Raw genomic sequence first — 21,519 nt, 5'->3', positions numbered from 1 at the left:
CCGACGCGACTCCGATGGATACAGCGACGCATCATCACGCCCGGCGGCACCAGTGGTCGCCGCGTCGCCGCTCGTGACAGACGCGAGCGACGAAGCGGCGGCTCCGGTCCAGGGGTTGACCGGAGCCGCCGCGAGTGCACCGCGCTGAGCGCGGCGCGTGCCGTTCACACAGGAGGGCCGTCTGAGGAGGAGGGGGCGGCCCTGACGTGTTCTGTGCGGCCCGTGGGGGCGCACTCAGTAAATATACTTACTGGCGAGAAAGCAAGAGAATGAAAATTTTCATGCATCTCCGGGATCTTCGCGCCCTTCTCCGCATGCGGAGCGCGACCCTCCGACCTCAGTCGTCCAGGAAGAAGTCGTGCTGCTCGGCGGCCTGCTCGTACTTCTCCAGGCGGGTCTGCGTCCGCTCCGGGTCCGCGTCCGCCATCGCCTGGAGGATCGCCGCGGACAGCACGCCGGGCGCGGCGTAGGAGTCGAAGACGAGCCGCGACCCGGTGCCGGCGGTGAAGACCACGTCGGCCTCGTCGACGAGCGGCCCGAACGCCAGGTCGCAGATGAGCGCGACTCGCAGTCCGGCGGCGCGGGCGGCGCGGACGACGGCGAGGGTCTCCTTCGCGTGCCGCGGCATGGCGAAGGCCAGCACCCACGTACCGCCGGCCTCGCGGGCCTGGAGGAGGCCGTCGTAGGCGACGCTGCCGCCGCGCGTCACCACTCGCACGTCCGGGTGGATGCGCCGCGCGGCATAGGCGAAGTACTCGGCGAGGGAGACCGAGATGCGCAGGCCGAGGACCGTGAGGGGCACGGACCGGGCCAGCTCGCGGCCGATGTCGAGGATCCGGTCCGGGTCCGCGAAGACGCCGCGCCGCAGGGCGGTGAGGTTCTCGATCTCGGCGTCGACGGCGGACTGGAGCTCGTTGCGCAGCCGCCCCTGGCCCTCTCCCTCGCCCGGCGCGCCGGCGACCGCGCTCAGCGCGATGGGCTGGAGCGCCTCGCGCAGCGCCGGGTAGCCGCTGAATCCCAGCGACGAGGCGAAACGGGTCACGGACGGCTGGCTGACGCCCACCCGCTCCGCGAGCTCGGTGATCGACAGGAAGGCGGCCTCGGTGAGGTGGTCGATCAGGAACTGGGCGATGCGCCGCTGCCCGGGCGAGAGGCGGTGTCCGCCGAACAGCGCCCGCACCCGCTCGGCCGGAGAACCCGTCTCCGGCTGCACCTGCGCGTCCGCGTCCGCCGAGCGCCTGCCCGGTGTGATCGCGGCCGCCTGTGCGCGCTCCTGCTGCCCAGATGGCACGGGGTGCCTCCCTCTCGTCTCGCTGCCGCCCAAGATAGTTCACGGGGCGGGGCACTCCGGGCCCGAGACGCGGGCGGACGGGATGCGCGGGGGCCGGGCCCCACGGCCCGGCCCCGCGCTCCCCTCACCGGCGGTCGGGCGCCCCCTGTCCCGGGGCCTCGAAGCGGGTGAAGGCGCTGCGCTTGGGCAGCCGGTAGACCTCGCGGCCGGTGATCGCGTTGAGGATGGTGGCGTTGCGCACGGCACCGATGTCGAGGTTCGGGGACGAGACCCCGTACGCGTGGATCTCGGCGTTGGCGACGAAGATCCGCCCGGTGACGCCCTCGGCGAGCCCGACGGAGTGGTCGGCGTGGATCAGGGGCCGCCCCCGCCCGTCGCGGTCGATCAGCTCCTCGACCGGGCCCAGGAAGGACGGCGGGCGGTTGCGGTAGCCGGTGGCCGCGACGACCAGGTCCGTGACGTGCTCGAAGCGCTGTCCGGTGTCCAGGTGGCGGCAGGTCAGCACGGTCTGCCCGTCGGAGCCGACGGCCGCGTCCTCGACGGCGATGCCGAAGCGCAGCTCGACGTCGGCGAGGCCGTGCTCCAGCTGGCGGCGGTAGAGGAGTTCGTGGATCTCCTCCAGGGTGTCGGTGGAGACGCCCTTGTAGAACTGCCACTGCTCGCCGACCAGCCGGTCGCGCACCTCCTGGGGCAGGGAGTGGAAGTAGCGCATGTACGCCGGAGTGGTCAGCTCCAGGTTCATCTTGGTGTAGTCGAGCGGCGCCCAGGAGCCGGTGCGGGTCAGCCAGCTCACCGCGGGGCCGCCGTCGAGGTTGCGGGTCAGGAGGTCGACGGCGACCTCCGCGCCCGACTGGCCGGACCCGACGACGGTGACCTTGCCGGCGCGCTCGACGTCGCGGGCCCGGAAGAGGTAGTCGGAGGTGTGCAGCAGCCGGTCCTCCGGGAGCCCGGCCAGGGCCTCGGGCACGTGGGGCGCGGTGCCGATCCCGATGACGAGGTGACGGGTCCGCAGCCGCAGCCGCGTGCCGTCGCCGCGGGCCACGGCCACGTCGAAGCGCTCCTCGTCGCCGTCCCAGCGGACCTCCTCAACGCGGTGGGAGAACCGCACGCCGGGCAGCCGCGCGGCGGCCCAGCGCAGGTAGTCCTCGTACTCCCGGCGGGAGGGGAAGAAGTTCTCCCGCACGGTGAAGGCGTAGAGGCGGTCCATGTCGTGCAGGTACGCCAGGAAGGACAGCGGGTGCCAGGGGGCGACCAGGGTCACCAGGTCGGCGAGGAAGTTCACCTGCATCGAGGCGTCGCCGAACATCATGCCGCGGTGCCAGGTGAACTCGGGCCGCTCCTCCAGGACGACCAGGTCGAGTTCGTCCACGGTCGAGGCGAGGGCGGCGAGCCCCAGGTTGAAGGGGCCGCAGCCGATCGCGACGACGTCGTGCTCGGCGGTGGTCTCGGTCATGTGGGCAGGTCCTCCTCGCGGCGGGGACGGACGAGCAGCGCGGCGGTCTTGTCCGGGAGCGTGATCTCGCCCACGGTGCTGAAGCCGGCGGCGGCGAACGCCCTGAGCGAGGGCGCGTTGGTGACGTCCGGCTCGGCGACGACCCGGGTGCAGCGCGGGTCGGCGGCGAGCAGGCCGTCGGCGAGGACGCGCAGCAGGGTCCGGCCGAGGCCGCGGCCGGTGCGCGCCGGGTCGCCGATGGCGATGTGGACGCCGAGATCGTGCGGGAGATGGGCGTAGTGCGGGGCGAGCCGGTCGCGGGTCACGCGGTACACCTCGACGTACGCGACGGGCTCGTCGTCGAGGAAGACCAGCACCGGCAGGACGGCGTCGCCGGCGAGGTGCCCGGCGATCTCCTCGTACCAGCGTTCGCGCGGCCATGCCTGATGCCAGAAGGCGTCGACGTGCGGGGCCCGCATCCAGCCGTGCACCAGGTCGAGGTCGGCCCCCTCGGCCCCGGCCGCCCGGGCCGACCAGCGTCCCTCCAGGAGGGGCAGCGGCGGGCCGGGGACGGTGCGGGCGTCCTCGGGGTGTAACGAGGTCATGCGGTGGCCTCCTGGAGCGGGTTGGGCGCGTCGAGGTAGACGGACTGGGCGTCGAGCGGGGCGAGGACCTCGTCGATGCCGTGCAGGCGGGTGAGCAGGTTGCCCTTGCAGGGCAGGGTGTCGGCCGCCAGCCAGCGGCGGGCCAGGCGGTCGCCGTCGGGCCCGGCCTCGGCCAGGGCGGGCAGCGCGGCCCGCAGCCGGCCGGCGAGGACGGCGAGCAGGTCGCGCTCGTCGGCGAGTCCGTCGACGGCGAGGCAGCCGACGACGGACAGCGCCTGGTTGCGCAGCAGGTAGTAGGAGAGCCGGTCGTCGACGATCGCGTCGTCCACGACGGCCAGGGTGGAGGAGTCGGCGCCGCTCAGCTTGAGCAGCTCGGGCAGGTGGGAGGCGGCCAGGTAGTAGCCCTGGTTGTCGCGGAAGACGGCGCCGGTGACCCGGCCCCGGGCGTCCAGGCGGACCAGGGTGTTCTGCTGGTGGGCCTCCAGGCCGATGCCGGTGGCGGCGTACAGGTGGAGCATGGGCACGAGGACCCGGTCGGTGTAGTCGGCCACCCAGCGCGCGGCCGCGTCGGCTCCGCCGAGCCCGGCGACCAGGTCGCCGAGGGCGCTGCGGCCGAGGCCGGGGCGGGGTGCGACGAGGCCGACCAGGCAGCGCAGGGCGTCGATGCCGTCGGGGACCTCGCGGACGGCGACGTCGAGGCCGGTGACGGCGGGGCCCTCGGGGCGGCCCGGTTCGTCGACGGCCAGCCAGGCGGGGTCGCGGGTGATGGCGAAGCCGGGGTGGGCGCGGAAGGTGCTGCCGGCGTATCCGGCGTCGAGCAGCCGGTTGATCTCCAGGCCGCGCTTGAGTTCCGTACGGGTGGACTCGCGCCGGGAGTTGGTGAGCCGCAGGCCGAGGGAGAGCTTGAGCATGACGGGGGCGCCGGGCCGGTAGACGGTGCGCAGGCTGGAGGTGGGCCACCAGGCGGGGCCGCGTTCGCCGAGCGGTTCGAGGGCTCCGGAGGCGATCAGCGCGGCCACCCGGGGGCGGTGCAGCACGTCGCGGGCCTGCCACGGGTGGGCGGGGACGAGGATCCGGCCGTCGTCGAGGCGGTGCTCGGCGAGGTCGGACAGGAGGGCGACGGTGTCCCGTCCGGCGAGGGAGGGCGCGCCGGCGACGGCGTCGTGCGAGACGACCGCCGGGTCGGCGGCGAACCAGTGCAGCCGGAAGGAGCCGCGCAGTTCGGGTGAGAAGGCGGCCGCGTCGTGGTCGGAGATGCCGTCGCGGCTCTTGGGCGCCGGGTGGTGCAGGTGGCCGAGGATCAGGGCCTGTTCGGCGTCGAGGAAGCCGTCGGCGGCGGGCTCGGGGCGGGTGCGCCGGTGGCCGATGAAGGCGGTGACGCGGCGGACGGACTCGGCGGTGCGCTCGACCAGGTCGGCGATCTCGCCGGCCGGTACGCCGCCGGGCCGGCTGCCGCCGCGTACGGCCGCCTCGGTGGAGAGCAGGGCGACGGCCGTGACGGGGTCGGCGGTGGCGCCGAGGGGGCCGCCGGGGCCTTCCAGGCGCACGGGGCCGAAGCGGTGCCAGCCGGTGGGCGAGCGGTGGGTGACCTCGGTGAGCAGGGTGAGGCCGGCGGTCGGCAGGGTGATCCGCAGCGGTCCTGCGGTGACCTCGGTGTGGGTCTCGCGCAGCCAGCAGCGCAGCAGGGCTTCGAGGTGGGCGTGTTCGGCGGCGCCCCGGGCGTCGCGTCGGTGCAGGGGGTCGTCGTCGAGGAGGGTGTGGGGGGCGGGTGCGGGGGTGGGGTGGGTCATGCGGCGCCTTCCTCGGCGAGTCGCTCGCAGGTGCGGCCGGCCTCGATCACGGTGTCGAGGAGGCCGTCGATGTCGGTGGTGGTGGCGGTGGGGTTGAGCAGGGTGAGTTTGAGGCAGACCCGCTGCGGCGAGCCGGGGCCCGCGGTGGCGTCCTCGGTGCGTCCGACGAGTGCGGTGCCGGTCTCCAGGAGCCGGCGGCGCAGGGCGCCGTTGATCTCGTCGGCCGCGGCGGGGTCGGCCGTCCGGTAGCGGAAGACGACGGTGGTCAGCTCGGCGGGGGCGACGAGTTCCAGGGCGGGTTCGGCGCGGACGCGCCGTTCGGCGTGGCGAGCCAGGGCGTGGCAGGCGTCGACCATGCGGCCCAGGCCCTCGCGGCCGTGGGCGAGGAGGGTGGCGGCGGCCTTGACGGCGTCGGGGCGCCGGGTGGTCTGGAGGCTCCGGCCGAGGAGGCCGTCGTAGCCGGCGTCGGCGTCGTCGGCCGGGTTGAGGTAGGCGACGTGGCGGTCGAGGGCGGTGAAGGCCGTGGTGTCGGAGACGAGCAGGACGCCGCAGGCGGCCGGCTGCCAGCCGATCTTGTGCAGGTCGAGGGTGACGGAGTCGGCGAGTTCCAGGCCGGTCAGCCGGTCGGCGAGCCGGTCGGAGAAGAGGGCGCCGAAGCCGTACGCGGCGTCGACGTGGGTCCAGACGCCGTGCTCGGCCGCGATCTCCGCGATCTCGGGCAGGGGGTCGACGGAGCCGTAGTCGGTGGTTCCGGCGGTGGCGACGACGGCGACGGGGGTGTGCTCGGGGCCGAGGGAGCCGAGGGCCTGCCGGAGCGCGTCGGGGCGCATGCGCCGGTGGGCGTCGACGGGCAGCGGGCGCACGGCCGCTTCGCCGAGGCCGAGGGCGGCGCAGGCCCGGTGGGTGGAGAAGTGGGCGAGCTCGGAGCAGAAGACGACGGGCCCCGGCAGGGCGGCGATCCCGTGCCGGCGGGCGTCGATGCCGCGCCGGTGGGCGGCGGCGTCGCGGGCGAGGAGCAGGGCGAGCAGGTTGGACAGGGAGCCGCCGGGGGTGAGGACCCCGTCGGCGCGTTCGCCGAAGCGGGCGAGGCGGGTGAGGACGCCGATGAGCCAGCGTTCGACGGCGATGGCGGAGGGGCCGGAGTCGTAGGTGTCGAGGGAGGCGTTGGTGACGCCGGCGAGGGTGTCCGCGGCGACGGCGACGGCGAGCGCGGGCGGCTGCAGGTGGGCGGCGGCCCGGGGGTGGGAGAGGTCGATGCCGTACTCGACGAGGACCGTGGTCAGCAGCTCGAGGGCGGCCCGGGTGCCGAGGCCCTCGGTGGGCAGCTCCTGGGCGCCGAGGGCGTCGGCAGCGGCCTTGAGGACGTCCTCGGGGCGCCCCGCGGGTATCGGCCCGGTGGGTCGGCGGGCGGCCAGCGCGGTGTCCACGGCCCCGGCGAGTGCGGCGGTGACGTCGGCGAGGCCCTGGCGCGAGGCGGCGAGCTGTGAGGCGGGCAGGGGCGGGGCGGTGGGGGGTGCTTCCGTCAGCGGTGTCACGGTTCAGCCTTCCGCCAGCGGGTTGGGGTGGGTGCCGTTCGGGTAGAGGGCGTGCCGCAGCGCGCGGTCGCCGTAGCGGGTGACGACGAGCCGGTCCCGGTTCAGGCCGTAGCGGGGGATCTCGGGGGTGAGCAGGTCGTACTCGGCGTAGCGCTCGGCGAGTTCGGGGAAGCGCCGCTGGAAGTCCAGGATGGTCTGCCGCACCAGCTGCCAGAACCGCTTCTCGTCCACGCCCAGTTGGTCGGCGCACAGCGGCGCCAGGTAGCGGAAGTGGCCGACGAAGACCTGGTCCATGACGTGCTGGCGGATGATCGAGGGGTGCTTGCGCGGCAGGACGTGGTCGTGGCCGTCGGGCTCGGGGCCGCGCTCGGGGACATCGGTGAAGGACACGCAGACGTCGTCGACGAAGTCCTTCAGGTAGAGGCGGACCGGGACGTCGTTCCGGTCGTAGCCGATGAGGGTGTTCTGGCCGTGCGGGTTGAAGGTGACGCCGTAGCGGTTGAGTACGTGCAGGACCGGCACGAGCAGGGTGTCGAAGAGCCGGCGCAGCCACTCCTCGGGCTCCAGGCCGGAGGAGCGGACGAGTTCGGCGACGAACGCGTCGCCGGCGGAGTCGACGTGCAGCAGGGAGGCGAAGGTGCGGACCCGCTCGTCCGGGTCCTTGCGGGCGGAGACCGATTCGCGCCAGATGCAGCCCAGGGTCTCCAGGTGCTGGTAGGGGGCGTCAGGCAGCTTGGAGAGGTAGGGGTGGCGCACGGTCACGGAGGCGACCTCGCCGAGGAAGACGGTGCGGCACTCCTCGGTCAGGAACGCGTCGCGCTCCACCAGGCCGCGCAGCCACTGGGTGACCACGGGCGCGCCCATGGTGCAGTGCGGGGGTATGCCGCGCCAGACCAGGGTGTTGAGGATCTTCAGGGGCAGTTTGACGTCGTACCGCTCGGGGGCGGTGACGTTGGCCATCGTCCGGATGGACTGGCCGGGCAGGTAGGCGTCGGGGCTCTCGCCGAGCGGAACGATCCGGTTCTGCGCCACGTCGGCGGCGTGCAGCACCTGGACGGCGTGGTCCCACTGCCAGGGGTGCACGGGCATCCAGACGTACGCGTCGGGGTCGACGCCGGTCTCCTCCAGGACGGCGGTGAAACGGGCCCGGGTGTCCTGGTCCAGCTCGCGGGTGAGTATCTCGGTCTCGGAGAGCTCCGAGGTGCCGCGGAACTCGGCGAGGCCGCGGTGCACGGCGATCCACAGCAGCCGGACCTGCTGGGCCGCTTCGGGGGCGTAGGCGCGCACGTCGGTGGCGGAGAAGCCGATCCGGCCCTTGTTGGCGACGAGCAGGTTGTGTCCGGTCATCCGGCACTCCAGCTCGGAGTGGCCGAGGGCGCGCAGTTCGGCGACGGTCTCTCCGCCGTGGGTGAGGCGGGCGGCGTCGACGGCGAGGGTGGCCGAGAGCTCGGTGAAGTAGGTGGCGACGGTGGAGGGGTCGGTGCCGAGGGTGGACGCGGCTTCGAGGAGGAACTGCTGGGCGTCCCAGGCGGGTTCGGCGATGGAGTTGCCCAGCATGCCGGTCGCGGTGCGGGTGATCGACGCCGGGTCGACGCGGAGCCATCCGAAGGCGCCGGGCGTGGCCCGGAACGCGTAGGTCGTGCCGCTGTCGAGGTCGACGCGGTAGCTGCCGTCGCCGTCGTCGGCCGCCTTGAGCATGTCCTCGAAGACCCACTCGCCGATCGCCTTGGCGAGCAGGCGGCGGTTGGCCTCGCGCCAGGCGCCGGGAGTGACGTCGGCCAGCTCGGGCACGGGATGGTGGGAGGGGAAGGGCATCAGGCAGCTCCGCGTGTCTGTCCGGGACCAGGACTCGGCCGTGCGACCGAACCGCCGCCACCTTAGGTAAGGCTTACCTCACCGACAAGGTCAACTTCCAGCCACGGCCGGTATATGACTTACCGTCAGAAAGTTACTTAGGTTAGCCTCACCATGTCTATCCCGTGTGACTCCCCCGGCCGCCGCCGGGGCGACCCGTGTGTCCGAGGTGACCGCCGGTGTACTCCTCCCCCCGCCGCACGCCCTCCTCCCCCCGCTCCCCTCGCTGGACCTTCGCCCTGGTCAGCGCGGGTGGCGTGATGATGACGCTCGACGTCACCGTGGTGAACATCGCGCTCGCCGACATCGCCGCGGACCTCGACGCCGGACTCGCCCGGATGCAGTGGACCGTGTCCGCCTACTCCCTGGCCTTCGGCGCCCTCATCCTCACCGCCGGGGCGCTCTCCGACCGGCTGGGACGGCGCGCCGTCTTCACCGCGGGCATGGTCCTCTTCACCCTGGCTTCGGCCGGATGTGGTCTTGCGCCGGACGCCGCGACCCTCATCGCGGCGCGCGCGGCCCAGGGGCTCGGCGGCGCCATGGTGTTCGCGCCCACGCTCGCCCTGATCGCGGCCGCGTACGAGGGCACCCGCCGCCGGACCGCGATAGCGGCGTACGCGGTCACCGCCTCGGCCGCCGGTGCCGTCGGACCCGTCGTCGGCGGACTCCTCGTGGACGGCCTCGGCTGGCGGTGGATCTTCCTCGTCAACGTCCCGATCGGCGTGCTCGTCGTGGCCGGCGCGCTCACTCGCATGCCCGGCTCGGCGGCGCCCCCCTCCTCCTGCCGACTCGACCTGACCGGCGCGGCACTCGCCGTCGCGACGCTGCTCACCCTGCACTACCCGCTGGTGACCGGGCCGCAGTCCGGCTGGACGGCCCCCGACGTGCTGGGCAGCGCCGCCGCGTGCCTGGTGTGCGCGACGGCGCTGGTGATCAGCCAGCGGCGCGGCGACGGCCTCATCGACCCGCGGCTGCTGCGGATCCGCGCCTTCTCGGGGGCGGCGGTGCTCGGCTTCCTGGCGCGGATGGCGAACCTCGGCGTCCTGGCCTTCCTCACCCTGTGGCTGACGACCGCCCACGGGTACTCCCCGTCCGAGGCCGGGCTGCGGCTGCTGCCGCTCACCGGCAGCCTGCTGGTGGCCGGTCTGTTCACCGCCCGGCTGCAGCGGCTCCTCTCCCCCGCCGCCCTGGTCGCCGGCGGCTTCGCGGCCCAGGGCGGGGGCCTGTTGTGCCTGGCCGTCGCGGGGGCGGGCATGGACACGGGGGCGGGCATGGACACGGGGCCGGGCGTGGACGCGGGGGCGGGCGCCGGCCAAGTCGCCCTGGTCCTCGGTCTGGTGCTGCTCGGGGCCGGCGGGGCGGTCGTCTTCCCGCCCCTGATGGGCGTGGCCGTGGCGGCGGTGCCGACGGAGCGGGCCGGCATGGCCTCCGGGCTCACCAACGCCTGCTACCCGCTCGGCACCGCCACCGGAGTCGCCCTCTTCGGCGCCCTGTTCTCGGCCCACCTCGCCTCCGGCCTCGGCGACACCACGCCCGCCGCCCGGACGGCCGCCGAGACCGGCCGCTTCGACCTCCTCGACCCGGCCCTGCGCCCCGTGGCCCACCAGACCTTCTCCGACGCCTTCACCCTCGTCTGCCTGGCCGCCGCGGCGGTCTGCGCGCTCGGCCTGCTCACCGCCCGCACGCTGCGGGCCACCCCACCGGAACCGACGGCGGGGCTCCGACAGCCGGCGCCGGCACGGGCGTCGTGACGGAGGGGGCCGGAAACCCTCGGGCGCCTCGGGGCCGGAGACCCGGGGGCCCGCCCGGGCCCGGTCCGGGGGTCACAGCTCCTTCGTGCGGCGCAGCAGCCAGACCAGGTACGGCGCGCCGACCAGGGCCGTGACGATGCCGACGGGGATCTCGGTCGGGGCGAGGAGCCAGCGGCCGAGGGCGTCGGAGACAACCACCAGGACCGCGCCGAGGACGGCGGCCATGGGGACCACGCGGCGGGTGTCGTTGCCGACGACGCGGCGGGCCAGGTGGGGGGCGACGAGGCCGACGAAGCCGACCGCGCCGACGGCGGCCGCGGTGCCGGAGGCCATGAGGGCGCCGGCGGCGAGGACGAGCAGCCGGGCGCGGCCCAGTTCGAGGCCGAGGGCGCGGGGCAGTTCGTCGCCGAGCGCGAGCAGGTTCACCGGCCGCGCCACCGCGACCAGCACGGCCGCCACCAGCGCGGGCACGACGAGCCAGCCGAGCGCGTCGAAGCCGCGGGCGTAGGTGCTGCCCGCGAGCCAGCTGAGCGCCGCGGAGATGTTCATCTGCGAGCTGACCACCATGATGTTCACCAGCGCCATCGCCGTGGCGCCCGCGCCCAGTCCGACCAGCACCACCCGGGTCGGGTCGAGCCCGCCCCGTACACCGTGGCGCCGTCCGCCGGCGATGGCGACGACCAGGGCGAGCATGAGGACGCCGCCGACGCCCGCGGCGATCGGCAGGGCGACCAGCGGAGCGGACGGCACGGCGATGATGATCAGCATGGCGCCCAGGGAGGCACCGCCGGTCACGCCGACGAGACCGGGTTCGGCCAGCGGATTGCGCACGACCGCCTGCACGGCCGTGCCCGCCACCGCGAGACACGCGCCCGCCACGGCCGCCACCAGGATCCGCGGCAGCCGGTACGACACCACGGCCTCGGTGATCTGCTCGGCGGAACCGAACAGCGCCGCGCCCAGCTGGCCCCAGCTCACCTCGACGTCACCGACGCGCAGCGACAGCGCCATGGCCACGACGAGGGCGACGAGGCCGCCGCCGATGGCGACCGCGTAGACGGGTGCGCGGCGGCGGTCGGAGACCACGACGGCCGCGCCGGTGTCGGCGTCGCCCGTGCTCACCCGGCGGGCCAGCACCATGAAGAAGGGACCGCCGATGAGCGCGGTGACCACGCCGACCGGGATCTCGGAGGTGTACACCGCGGACGGCGGCACGGCGAGCTGGGCCGCCGCGTCCGCCGCGAGCAGCACGGCGGCGGCGGTCAGGGCGGCCGCCGGGATCAGCAGCGCGTGGGTGCGCAGGCCCAACTGGCGTACGATCACGGGCGCGATGAGCCCGATGAAGCCGATCGGACCGGCCAGCGACACGGCCGCAGCGGCGAGCAGCACCGCGACGAGGAACGCGGCGGGGCGGATCCGTTCCACCCGTACGCCCATCGCCTGGGCCGTCTCGTCACCGAGCGCCAGCAGGTCCAGGGGCCGGGCGAGGAGCCACGCGGGCACGGCGACGACGGCCACGAACACGCCGAGGGCGAGCGGCCGGTCGAGGCCGCTCTGCATCAGGGTGCCGTTGCCCCAGAAGAACAGCCCGCGGGTCGCCTGTACGTCCAGCATCTGCAGGAACTCGGCCCCCGCGGTGCACGCGAGCGCGACGGTCGCGCCGGCGAGCAGCACGCGGCCGGGCGCCGACACCCCTCCCCTGCTCAGCAGGTGGACGACGGCGATCGCGAGGAGGCCGCCGAGGAAGGCGGCGCCGCCGGCGGGGACCGGGCCGAGGCTGACGCCGGTGAAGGCGACGAGGACCACGGCGAGGTACGCGCCGGCGTTCACGCCGAGCGTGTCGGGGGCCGCGAGCGGGTTGCGGGTCGCTCCCTGGACGAGCACGCCGGAGACGCCGAGCGCGACGCCGACGACGAGACCGGTGAGGGTACGGGGCAGCCGGGCGCCCAGGAGCACGTCCTTGGTGTGGGACTCCCCGTGGCCCGCGAGCAGGTCCGCGATGTCCCCGAGGCCCACTCCGGACGCGCCGATGCCGAGGTGGAGCACACCGACCAGACACAGCAGCAGCGACAGGGCGCCGCCCACGAGCACGGCTCGTGAGCGGCGCCCCGGCAGCGCGACGGCGACCGCCATCAGACCTTCAGGGCCTTGCCGGTCTCGTCCAGGATCTGCACGGCGGACAGCGGTCCGCCGAACAGCCAGGTGCCGGGGTCGAGCGCCAGGGCCCGGTCCTGCTTCACGAAGTCGAGGCCCTTCCAGACCGGGTTGCCGGCGAGGGAGCCGGTGAACGGGTTGTCCGCGTCGGCGGCCACGTACAGGAAGGTGGAGCCCTTCTCGACCTTGGTGAGTCCTTCGACGCCGACCGTGGTCATGCCCCACGCGTCGGGCTGGCCCTTCCAGCCGTTCTTCAGACCCGCGAGGCCGAGCACCTGCCCGGCGAGGGAGTCGTCGGTGAGCATCCGGATGGAGGCGGAGCCGCCGGCGGTGAAGCCCTGCGCGAGCGCGTACGTGAGGCCGCCCTTGCCGGCCTTGTCGAGGCGGCCCTTGAGCTCGGCGGCCTTGGCGTCGATCTTCCCGAGGACGCCGGCGGCGGCGTCCTCCTTGCCCACCGCCTTCGCCAGCTGGGTGAAGTTCTTCTTCAGCGTCTGCATCTGCGGCTTGGTGGTGTACACGAAGGAGAGCACCGGGGCGATCTCGCCGAGCGCCTTGAGGTTGGCCTTCGATCGGTCGTCGTCGACGACGATGAGGTCGGGCTGGAGGGCCTTGATCTTCTCCAGGCTGGGCTCGTTGCGGTTGCCCACGTCGGTGACGCCCGCCGGGAGGGCCGCCCCCTCGGCGGTGATCCACGTGCCGTACCCCTTGTTGTCGGCGTTGCCGACCGGGGTGACGCCGAGCGCGACGAGCTCCTCGGTGTACGTCCACTCCAGCGCGACGACCTTCTTCGCCGGCCCCGGCAGGGACACCGTGCCCCGGGCGGTCTCGACGGAGATCGCTCCGCCGGTGCCGGCCTTCTTGCCGCCGGTCTTCTCCCCGGTCTCGCCGACCGTGCCGGATCCGCAGGCAGCGGTCAGGGCCAGGGCGACGGCCGTGCCGCCGATGGCGAGGGCGCGCAGCATTCTCCGCATGAACAGACTCTCCTTCGTGCTGTGAAAGGTGGTGCGTGGGGGCCGAGGGCCGGTCCGGGGGTCAGGAGGCGGACGCCCCGGACTGCTGCGGGAAGCAGGCGAGGTAGCCGGTCGACGGATCGCGGACGACGCTGACCCGCAGGCCGAAGGCGTCCTCGATGACGTCGGGGGTCAGCACTTCCTGGGGTGCGCCGGCGGCGGCGATCCGGCCGTCGGCGACGACCACGACCTGGTCGGCGTAGGCCGCGGCCTGCGTCAGGTCGTGCAGGACGACACCGCAGGCGATCCCGTGGTCGCGCGCCAGGCGCCGGACCACGTCGAGCACCTCGAACTGGTGCCGCAGGTCGAGGTAGGTGGTGGGTTCGTCGAGCAGCAGGACGCCCGCGCGCTGGGCCAGGACCATGGCGAGCCAGGCGCGTTGGCGCTCTCCGCCGGAGATCTCGTCGAGCCGCCGCTCGACGAGGGGGGCCGCGTCCGTGACCTGAAGCGCCCACTCGATGGCCTCGACGTCGTCGGCGGTGTGCCGGGCGAGGGCGCCCCGGTGGGCGTAGCGGCCGTGTCGTACGAGCTCGCGGACCGTGACGCCGGCGGGGGTCAGGGAGGTCTGCGGGAGGAACGCCAGCCGCTGGGAGAGGGTCCGGCGTCCGAGGGAGGCGAGCGGGGCGTCGTCGATGCGGACGTCGCCGCCGATCGGCGTCAGGAGTCCCGCCACCGTTCGCAGCAGGGTCGACTTGCCGCAGCCGTTGGGGCCCACCAGGACGGTGATCTCCCCGGCGCGCAGGGTGAGTTCCACGTCCCGGAGCACCGGACGGCCCGCGTGCCCGACGTCGAGACTCTTCGCCACCAAGCGAACGTCGCCTAAGAGCACCGCATACCTCCCACCGTCCGGGGCCGACCGCCGCCACGATACTGGTGAGGTTAGGCAATCCTAAGAGGATTGGTCTCGTTTCTGATCGTCGTAATCATGTCGAGACCTCGTGCGCGCCCCCGCGCCCCTCCTCAACTCCCTTGCGCCTGCCGGGATTCGGCGTTCACGGGTGCAGCAGCGGCAGGTCCACCCCGGCCCACAGGGAGCGCGGGACGGTGGGCTTGTCGTCCTGGTCTCCCTCCTCCGTACGCCAGACGTGGGCCGGCAGGCCGGGGCCCCCTCCGTCCACCGCCGGCCAGCCGGGGTCGCCCGTCGCGGCGAAGTCGGCCCAGGCGCGCACCATGCGGTCGGCCAGGCGGTGGTCCTCGGCGGTGGGAGCCCCGCCGATGAGGAAGGCCAGGCGCTCGTCGCCGAGGTTGCCGAAGGCGAACGGGATGTCCGCGCAGTGCCAGGCGCGTACGACTCCCCCGGGGCCGGTGCGCCGGCGGTCGAAACGCGACAGGAAGGCACGGCCGCCGGCCGCGGCGTGGCGTTCGGCGAGCCGGTTGCCGTACTCGCCGAACAGCAGGTCGCCGTAGAGGGCGAGATAGACGTCGAGGACGGGGGCGCCGGGCATCGCGGCGCGATAGCCGGCGACCAGGTCGCCGGGGAGGCCGAAGTCCGCGGAGAACCGGGCGAGTCGGTCGTCGGTGTCGACCTTGGCGCTGCTGCCGACGGCGTCGAGCAGCCAGTACTCCTCGGTGGTGTGGCAGACCAGCAGGTCGATGCCCTGGCCGGCACCGGTGTCCAGGGCCGTGAGCGGGTCGGCGGGCAGGACGTCGCCGTCCAGCACCGGGGCGTAGAGGGAGGGGTCGTAGTGGCGGGATCCGGAGGCCGGGTCGCGCCGGTAGCGGTCGACCACCCGGTCGGAGGCGCCGACCAGCTGCCCCGGAGTCAGGGAGGTCAGGCCCTCGGCCGTGGCGGGGCACCCGGCCGCCTCGGCGACCTCGCGGGTGGTCGCCGCGGCGGTGTCCGGGGTGTAGCAGGGGCTGGCCGGGCTGTGGAGGACGGCACGGTGGAAGAGGCCGCGGGCCCGCTCCATCGCCATCAGGCAGGCGGCCGAAGCGGCCCCGGAGGACTGGCCGGCGACGGTGACGTTTCCGGGGTCGCCGCCGAACGCGGCGATGTTCCCGCGCACCCAGCGCAGGGCGGCGACCTGGTCGAGCAGGCCGCGGTTCTCCGGGTACGCGTCCCCCTCCCCGGCCGGGACGTGCCCGGAGCCCTCGAATCCGAGCCGGTAGTTGAGCGTGACCACGACGAGCCCGGCGCGGGCCAGGACGGTGCCGTCGAAGTCGGGCTGGGCGGACGAGCCGAAGGCGTAGGCGCCGCCGTGGATCCACACCAGGACCGGCAGCCGGCCGCCGTCCGGGGCCGGGGTCCAGACGTTGAGGGTGAGGACGTCCTCGTCGCCCGGCGACCACCGGGGCGCACCGGGCAGCTCCGCCGACTGCGGGGCCACCGGCCCGAACGCCGTGCACTCCCGCACTCCGCTCCACGCGGCCGGGGGCCGGGGCTCGCGGAACCGGTCGGCGCCGAAGGGCGGTGCGGCATAGGGGATGCCGAGGACGGCCACGACGTCGGCGGAGGTCCTGAACCCCCGTATTGAGCCGCTCTCCGTCTCGAAGACCTCCATGTGACCGCCTCTCCCTCGCGTGCCGAACCGCCTGGTCAGGCGCCGGACTTCAGCTTCGCATCGCACGGGTCGGGGAGGCCAACACCAAGATCGTCGCGATTCACGCACCGGTGATGTCGATCCTCGGCTCGGGCCCGCCCCTCCGCCTCTGCGCCCTTCCACCGGCGGCGGCCCGCATCCGTGCCGCCCCGGAGACACGAAGACAGGAGAGAGCCCAGGAGTACGGGGAGACCGGTCCGGCGGGCGATGCGCTGGACCAGGACGACAAGGAGGTGCGCCGTGGGGACGTCGGAGGCCGGGCGGTACGACGTGGTGGTCGTCGGGGCCGGGGCGGCCGGGCTCGCCTGTGCGGGCGACCTGTGCGCGGCCGGTCTTCGCGTACGGCTGGTGGAGGCGGACGACACGGTGGGCGGCCGCATGCGCACCGACCGGATGGCGGGCTTCGTCGTCGACCGCGGCTTCCAGGTCTTCAACACCGCCTATCCGCAGGTCCGGCGGCGCCTGGACCTGAAGGCGCTCAGACTGCGGCCGTTCAGCCCGGGCGTGGTCGTCCACACCGAGGACGGCCCGCGCCGGTTCACGGACCCCACGCGTGGTCTCCGCCACGGTCGCGACCTGCTTCCCGGCCGGCTGGCGTCCGCACGGGACCTGGCGGCGGTCACCGCGCTGACGGCCCGGGACATGCTGGCACCGGCCCGGGTGCTGCGGCGGGGCCGTGACGGGACCACCCGCACCGCCCTGGCCGAGGCCGGAGTGTCACCCGAACTGGTGGAGACGTTCTTCCGCCCCTTCCTGTCCGGGGTCTTCCTGGAGGACGAGCTGGAGACCTCGGCGCGCTTCTTCCACCTGGTCTGGCGGAGCATGATGCGCGGCACCCTCTCCCTGCCGGCCGAGGGGATCGGGGCCGTTCCGGCCCAGCTCGCCTCGCGGCTGCCCCCGGGGGTGCTGCGGACCGGCAGCCCCGTCACGGCCGTCGCGGCCGACGGTGTCACCCTCGCGGGCAAGGAGGAACTGCGCGCGCGGGCTGTCGTCGTCGCGACCGGTCAGCGCGTGGCCGCGGGGCTGCTGCCGGGGCTGTCGGTGCCGGAAGGGCGGACGGTCACGACCCTCTACCACGCCGCCGCCGAACCGCCGACGACGGAACCCGTCCTGCACGTCGACGCCCGGCGCAGGTTCCTGAACACCTGCGTCCTCACCGCCCTCCAGCCCCGGTTCTCGGCCGACGGCCGGGCACTGGTGGCCACCTCGGTGCTCGGCGCCCCGGACGCGGCGCGCGCGGCGACGGTCCTGCGTGCCCTGGGCGAGGTGTACGGAACGGACACGCGGACCTGGGAGCCCGTCCACCGGGTCACGGTCCGCGACGCCCTGCCCGCCATGCCCGGCCCCGCGCCGCTGTCCCGGCGTACCCGCTTCGCCCCGGGCCGGTACGTGTGCGGCGACCACCGGGCCACCGCTTCGTTGCAGGGCGCCCTGGCCTCCGGAGCGCGCGCGGCGCGTGAGGTGACCGCCGACCTGCGGGACGGTCGCATCGGGTGAGAGCCGGCCACCGCGCCGCCGTTCAGCCAGCGCGCGCGAGGTCGCATCGTTTCCGCATCGTAAGGTGGACGCATGTCCGACACGGCTCACGGCATCACGACGGGCGCGGTCGCCCGGCGGCTCGGAGTGTCACCCACGACGGTGCGCTCGTGGGACCAGCGGTACGGCATCGGTCCGGCCGTGCGGGCGGACGGGCGGCACCGGCGCTGGAGCCCTGCGGACATCGCGATGCTGGAGGAGATGTGCCGGCTCACGGCGTCGGGCGTCCCACCCGCCGAAGCGGCGCGGGCGGCCCGGCAGGCACGGCCTGACGCGGACCCCGGCGAGCACCCCCCGGCCGGGGCCCCGGCGCCGACCGGACGGGAGGCCGCCACCGGGGCGGAGGCGGGGACGGATGCGGAGTCGGGCGCAGAGGCGGAGACCGGTGCGAGGGCGGAGTCGCGTGCAGGGGCGGAGTCCGGCACGAAAGCGGGGTCGCGCGCGGGGGCGGAGGCGGGCACGGGTGCGGAGTCGGGCACGGGCGTCGGCGATCCCGTCACGGCCTCCCCCGCACCGCTCACGGAGCGTCCCGTCCCGGGCCGGGGCCAGTCCTCGCAGGACGCCCGCGCCGGGGCCGGACGCCAGGGCCCCGGCAGCGGGCTGCCGCTGGGCGATGTGCGACCGGAATGCCGGGGCCTCGCCCGGGCCGCCGTACGCCTCGACGGTCCTGCCATGGAGGGGCTGCTCCAGGAAGTGCTGGCCACCTACGGGCTGCTCACCGCCTGGGAAGAGATCATGGTGCCGACGCTGCACGCGGTGGGCCGGAAGTGGGAGTCGTCCGGTGACCGGTACGTGGAGGTGGAGCACCTGCTGTCGTGGCACGTTTCCACGGCGCTGCGGCGGGCCGCCGTCACCGGTCGGGCGGCGGTGGCCCCCGGCGCTCCGGTCGTCCTGGCCTGCGTCCCGGGCGAGCAGCACACGCTTCCCCTGGAGGCGCTCGCGGCGGGGCTGAGCGAACGGGGAGTGCCGATCCGGATGTACGGGGCGGCCGTCCCCGCGGAGGCCCTCGACGCGGCGGTGCGGCGGTCGGGGCCCGCCGCCGTCGCCCTGTGGTCCCAGGCGCGCTCCACCGCGAACCACTCCCTGGCCCGGCACGTGGCGGGTACGGCGTTCGGGGTGCGGGGCGCACGCACGACCCCCCTGGTGCTCCTCGCCGGTCCTGGATGGCTCGGCCGGGCGGCCGGTCCCGGCATGGTGCGCCCCGCCGGACTGCGGGAGGCCGTCGCGGCCATCGCCCGCCTGTACGGGCCGGCGGCCGACGGCTCCGGACGCTGACGCCGGGCGCTGACGCCGGGGCAGGCGGTACGCGGGCGGGGACGCACGGCGGGAGGACGGAGAGACGGTCGGAGAACGGAAGAGACGGCCGGAGGACGGAGGAGACGGCCGGAGGACGGCGAGACGGCCGGAGAACGGAAGAGACGGCCGCAAGCCGGCGAGACGGCCGGGAGTGCTCGACCCCGCGCCGCCGCCTGGAAGCACGGCCGGCACTGCCCCGCGTCCGGCCCCCGAGCCGTGCCGATGTGGATGCTCGACCTGGGAGCCGGGCGCGTGAGCGGTCGGAGCCCGGGCGAATGGCGGCTGCGGGCGCGTGAGCGGTCGGAGCCGGGACGAGTGCCGGCTGTACGGTTCCGCCTGCCCGGCTGCCGCGCCCCGGGCGGAGGGGGTCGCCCCGGCGCGGAGCGGGATCGGCTCACCCGGCTGTCGCGGCGAGGGTGAGATTCTGGCGCATGCGCTGGAGGCCCCGGCGGGCGTGGCTCTTGACCGTGCCGAGCGGCATGCCGGTGCGGTCGGCGATCTGCGTCTGGGTCAGGTCGGCGAAGTACGCGAGTTCCAGGACGTCACGCTGGACGACGGGCAGCCGGGCGAGTGCCTCGGTGACGACGAGCCGGTCGAGGACCCGCTCGGGCTCCTGCTCCGCGCGCTCCCCGCTTCCCACCGTGGCGCCCAGGGCGGCCGTCAGCTCGTTGCGCCGGGTGCGGGCGGACAGCGCGTCCGCGATCTTCCGGCGGGTGATGCCGGTGAGCCACGCCGGCAGTGTGCCGCGGTCCGGGCGGAAGGTGGCCCGGCCCCGCCAGGCGGCGACGAACACCTGCTGGGTGACGTCCTCCGCCTCGCGGGGATCGCCCAGGGCCCGGGCCGCGAGGGAGTGCACGAGCCGGGCCCAGCGGTGATATGCCGCGTCCAGGCAGCGCTCGTCGCCGGCGACGAGTCCCCTGGCGATCCGGTCGTCGTCGGCGGCGTCGCCCGGCGCGCGGGACGAGCGCGGCACCGCGGGGGCGGCGAGGTGGTCGGTCATCCGGTGCACGGTCATGACGGTTCCTCCTCCGGGCGGGTGGCACGGGCGGCCACCGGATCGGACACCGCCGTTCCCGGAGCGACGGTGCGGCGGAACCTCGTCGATTCCGTGCCCCCACGTTCCGCCGGGGAGCTTCCGCCCCTCAACACGCATCGATTGCGCATCGAAATGCCGCATCGGTTCGTTCGTCGTCACCGCCGGATCCGCGCGCCTCCACCCCGCAGTGGTCCACCCGGTGGGGGACGTCTCAGACGAGCCCCCGGCCGCGACGGAAGCGCTGCAGCCCTTCGGAGAGGCCGATCACGGGCTCCGGGTAGTTCAGAGCCGTCCTGCCGGGCCCGGTGACGCGCCACGGCTCGTGCAGCTCGGGCATCCCGAGCCCGGCGAGCTCCGGGACCCACCTCCGTACGTACGCGCCTTCGGGGTCGTACCGCTTGCCCTGGAGCAGCGGGTTGAGCGCCCGGTTGGGCCGGGTGTCCGTCCCCGTGCCGGCCACCCACTGCCAGTTGAGCTGGTTGTTGGCCACGTCGCCGTCCACCAGCAGGTCGAGGAAGTGGCGGGCTCCCTCCCGCCAGTCCACGTACAGCGTCTTGACGAGGAAGGACGCGGTGATCAGCCGTCCCCGATTGTGCATCCAGCCCTCGTGGGCGAGTTGCCGCATCGCCGCGTCCACGACCGGGTAGCCGGTCCGGCCCTCGCGCCAGGCCGCCAGGTCCGCCTCGGCCTCCGGCCCCCGCCGCCACCGGTCGTGCCGGGGACGGTAGTCCTCGGTCGCCGCGGCCGGGCGGGCGGCCAGCACCTGGCGGTGGAAGTCCCGCCAGCACAGCTGCCGTACGAACGCCTCCGCACCGGCCCCGCCCCGCCGCCGCGCCCGGTGCACCGCCTCGACGGCCGAGACGGTGCCGAAGTGCAGATGGGGCGAGAGCCGCGAGGTGGCGTCGCCCGCGAGGTCGTCCTGCCCCTGCTCGTAGGAGTCGCCCTCCCCCGCCAGCCAGGAAGCGAGCCGTCGGCGGCCCTCGCTCTCGCCGCCCCGGGCGAGGCCCGGCGACACGTCCGCGACGGAGGAGCGCCGGGGCATCGGCTCCGACCGGACGTCCGCCGGCACGCGGACCGCCCCGGGAGCACGCAGCGGAGTCCGCACGGGCTCGCCGGACCAGCGCCGGTGGTAGGGCGTGAAGACCGCGAAGTGGTCCGAGCCCTGCGGGGTGACGTCCCCGGGGGCCACCACGTCCACCACCCCGTCGTGCACGTACAGCCGGCGGCCGTCCTCCTCCAGCGCGCGGCGCAGCCGCTCCTGCCTCGCGCGGGCGAAGGCCGTCGCGCCTCCCGCCATGTGCACCTCGTCGGCCTCGGCCTGTCGCACCAGCGCCCGCACCTCGGCCACCGTGTCGCCCTGCCGCAGCACGAGGCGGCCGCCCCGTTCCCGAAGCGCCCGGTCGAGGTCCACCAGACAGTCCGCGAGGAAGGCGAGCCGGTTGGGCGCCGCGAAGCCGGCCCGGTCCACGGCCGGATCGCGGACGAACACCGGCAGCACCTCGTGTGCCCCTTCCAGCGCGGCCCGCAGCGGCGGATGGTCGTGCACCCGCAGGTCGGCGGTGTACAGGACGACGGAGACGGTCATCGGGCTCTCCCTGCTCGGCCGCCGGCGCTCACCCGCCGGCGAACTGGTCTCGCACGCACTCCTACGTCCGCGGTTCCCCGGTGCCACGGATGTCGGATGCGCCC

At 74.8% G+C, this 21,519-nt stretch carries 15 protein-coding genes; 3 read left to right on the top strand and 12 right to left on the bottom strand.

Translation table 11 applies throughout. The annotated features are described in order from the left end of the window. Positions 1–337: 337 nt before the first annotated feature. From ABD954_RS30170 to ABD954_RS30145, 6 genes are all read right to left on the bottom strand, one after another. Positions 338–1,291, bottom strand: coding sequence for a MurR/RpiR family transcriptional regulator (locus ABD954_RS30170; RefSeq protein WP_345490825.1), 954 nt, complete (start codon positions 1,289–1,291; stop codon positions 338–340). Between the two features lie 124 nt (positions 1,292–1,415). Then, positions 1,416–2,744: a lysine N(6)-hydroxylase/L-ornithine N(5)-oxygenase family protein gene (locus tag ABD954_RS30165; protein WP_345490823.1), complete on the bottom strand. Its 1,329-nt coding sequence runs from the start codon at positions 2,742–2,744 to the stop codon at positions 1,416–1,418. Further along, entirely contained in the window at positions 2,741–3,328 is a 588-nt protein-coding gene (locus ABD954_RS30160; protein WP_345490821.1) for a GNAT family N-acetyltransferase, read from the bottom strand. Before ABD954_RS30160 ends, ABD954_RS30165 begins: the two co-directional genes overlap by 4 nt. Beyond that, positions 3,325–5,118, bottom strand: a complete 1,794-nt coding sequence (locus ABD954_RS30155; protein ID WP_345490819.1) for an IucA/IucC family protein — start codon at positions 5,116–5,118, stop codon at positions 3,325–3,327. Before ABD954_RS30155 ends, ABD954_RS30160 begins: the two co-directional genes overlap by 4 nt. Further along, positions 5,115–6,653 (bottom strand): pyridoxal phosphate-dependent decarboxylase family protein, encoded by a 1,539-nt coding sequence (locus tag ABD954_RS30150; protein ID WP_345490817.1) that lies wholly within the window; start codon positions 6,651–6,653, stop codon positions 5,115–5,117. Before ABD954_RS30150 ends, ABD954_RS30155 begins: the two co-directional genes overlap by 4 nt. A 3-nt stretch (positions 6,654–6,656) precedes the next feature. Beyond that, positions 6,657–8,468 carry an IucA/IucC family protein gene (locus tag ABD954_RS30145; protein ID WP_345490815.1) on the bottom strand — a complete coding sequence of 604 codons (1,812 nt, stop codon included), beginning with the start codon at positions 8,466–8,468 and terminating at the stop codon, positions 6,657–6,659. A 218-nt stretch (positions 8,469–8,686) separates the two neighbouring features. Between ABD954_RS30145 and ABD954_RS30140 the strand changes: the two genes are divergently transcribed. Next, positions 8,687–10,258, top strand: coding sequence for an MFS transporter (locus ABD954_RS30140; RefSeq protein WP_345490813.1), 1,572 nt, complete (start codon positions 8,687–8,689; stop codon positions 10,256–10,258). A gap of 72 nt (positions 10,259–10,330) precedes the next feature. Here the strand turns inward: ABD954_RS30140 and ABD954_RS30135 are convergent, their stop codons facing one another. The 4 genes from ABD954_RS30135 to ABD954_RS30120 all read right to left on the bottom strand — a co-directional run bounded on the left by ABD954_RS30135 (position 10,331) and on the right by ABD954_RS30120 (position 15,923). Next, the gene (locus ABD954_RS30135; protein ID WP_345490811.1) at positions 10,331–12,391 is read right to left on the bottom strand and encodes an iron ABC transporter permease; all 2,061 of its coding nucleotides are present in this window, start codon (positions 12,389–12,391) and stop codon (positions 10,331–10,333) included. After that, positions 12,391–13,383: an ABC transporter substrate-binding protein gene (locus tag ABD954_RS30130; protein WP_345490809.1), complete on the bottom strand. Its 993-nt coding sequence runs from the start codon at positions 13,381–13,383 to the stop codon at positions 12,391–12,393. Before ABD954_RS30130 ends, ABD954_RS30135 begins: the two co-directional genes overlap by 1 nt. 61 nt (positions 13,384–13,444) lie before the next feature. Continuing rightward, a complete protein-coding gene (locus ABD954_RS30125) occupies positions 13,445–14,227 on the bottom strand; it encodes an ABC transporter ATP-binding protein (protein ID WP_345490807.1) in 783 nt (260 codons plus the stop codon). Between the two features lie 187 nt (positions 14,228–14,414). Then, complete coding sequence (locus ABD954_RS30120) at positions 14,415–15,923, bottom strand: carboxylesterase/lipase family protein (RefSeq protein ID WP_345490805.1); 1,509 nt, start codon at positions 15,921–15,923, stop codon at positions 14,415–14,417. A gap of 279 nt (positions 15,924–16,202) precedes the next feature. Here ABD954_RS30120 and ABD954_RS30115 point away from each other — a divergent pair, with 279 nt between their 5' ends. Both ABD954_RS30115 and ABD954_RS30110 read left to right on the top strand, forming a co-directional pair. Continuing rightward, positions 16,203–17,459: an NAD(P)/FAD-dependent oxidoreductase gene (locus tag ABD954_RS30115; protein ID WP_345490803.1), complete on the top strand. Its 1,257-nt coding sequence runs from the start codon at positions 16,203–16,205 to the stop codon at positions 17,457–17,459. Positions 17,460–17,531: 72 nt separating this feature from the next. Continuing rightward, on the top strand, positions 17,532–18,773 hold the full coding sequence (locus ABD954_RS30110; RefSeq protein ID WP_345490801.1) for a MerR family transcriptional regulator: 1,242 nt from the start codon (positions 17,532–17,534) through the stop codon (positions 18,771–18,773). Positions 18,774–19,188: 415 nt separating this feature from the next. Here ABD954_RS30110 and ABD954_RS30105 read toward each other — a convergent pair whose 3' ends face one another. After that, positions 19,189–19,809: a sigma-70 family RNA polymerase sigma factor gene (locus ABD954_RS30105; protein ID WP_345490799.1), complete on the bottom strand. Its 621-nt coding sequence runs from the start codon at positions 19,807–19,809 to the stop codon at positions 19,189–19,191. A gap of 232 nt (positions 19,810–20,041) precedes the next feature. Beyond that, positions 20,042–21,415: a cryptochrome/photolyase family protein gene (locus ABD954_RS30100; RefSeq protein WP_345490797.1), complete on the bottom strand. Its 1,374-nt coding sequence runs from the start codon at positions 21,413–21,415 to the stop codon at positions 20,042–20,044. Between the last annotated feature and the right edge of the window lie 104 nt (positions 21,416–21,519).

The sequence above is a fragment of the Streptomyces roseoviridis genome (assembly GCF_039535235.1).
GTDB classification, from domain to species: Bacteria; Actinomycetota; Actinomycetes; order Streptomycetales; family Streptomycetaceae; genus Streptomyces; species Streptomyces roseoviridis.
Note: the sequence above shows the minus strand (reverse complement) of the source record. Positions and strands in the feature narration are given on the sequence as shown.

Bases quoted from the DNA above. Each gene is read 5' to 3' on its own strand.
- ABD954_RS30130 (WP_345490809.1), bottom strand. From the start codon at position 13,383: ATGCGGAGAATGCTGCGCGCCCTCGCCATCGGCGGCACGGCCGTCGCC.
- ABD954_RS30135 (WP_345490811.1), bottom strand. From the start codon at position 12,391: ATGGCGGTCGCCGTCGCGCTGCCGGGGCGCCGCTCACGAGCCGTGCTC.
- ABD954_RS30105 (WP_345490799.1), bottom strand. From the start codon at position 19,809: ATGACCGTGCACCGGATGACCGACCACCTCGCCGCCCCCGCGGTGCCG.
- ABD954_RS30100 (WP_345490797.1), bottom strand. From the start codon at position 21,415: ATGACCGTCTCCGTCGTCCTGTACACCGCCGACCTGCGGGTGCACGAC.
- ABD954_RS30160 (WP_345490821.1), bottom strand. From the start codon at position 3,328: ATGACCTCGTTACACCCCGAGGACGCCCGCACCGTCCCCGGCCCGCCG.
- ABD954_RS30110 (WP_345490801.1), top strand. From the start codon at position 17,532: ATGTCCGACACGGCTCACGGCATCACGACGGGCGCGGTCGCCCGGCGG.
- ABD954_RS30165 (WP_345490823.1), bottom strand. From the start codon at position 2,744: ATGACCGAGACCACCGCCGAGCACGACGTCGTCGCGATCGGCTGCGGC.
- ABD954_RS30120 (WP_345490805.1), bottom strand. From the start codon at position 15,923: ATGGAGGTCTTCGAGACGGAGAGCGGCTCAATACGGGGGTTCAGGACC.
- ABD954_RS30145 (WP_345490815.1), bottom strand. From the start codon at position 8,468: ATGCCCTTCCCCTCCCACCATCCCGTGCCCGAGCTGGCCGACGTCACT.
- ABD954_RS30155 (WP_345490819.1), bottom strand. From the start codon at position 5,118: ATGACCCACCCCACCCCCGCACCCGCCCCCCACACCCTCCTCGACGAC.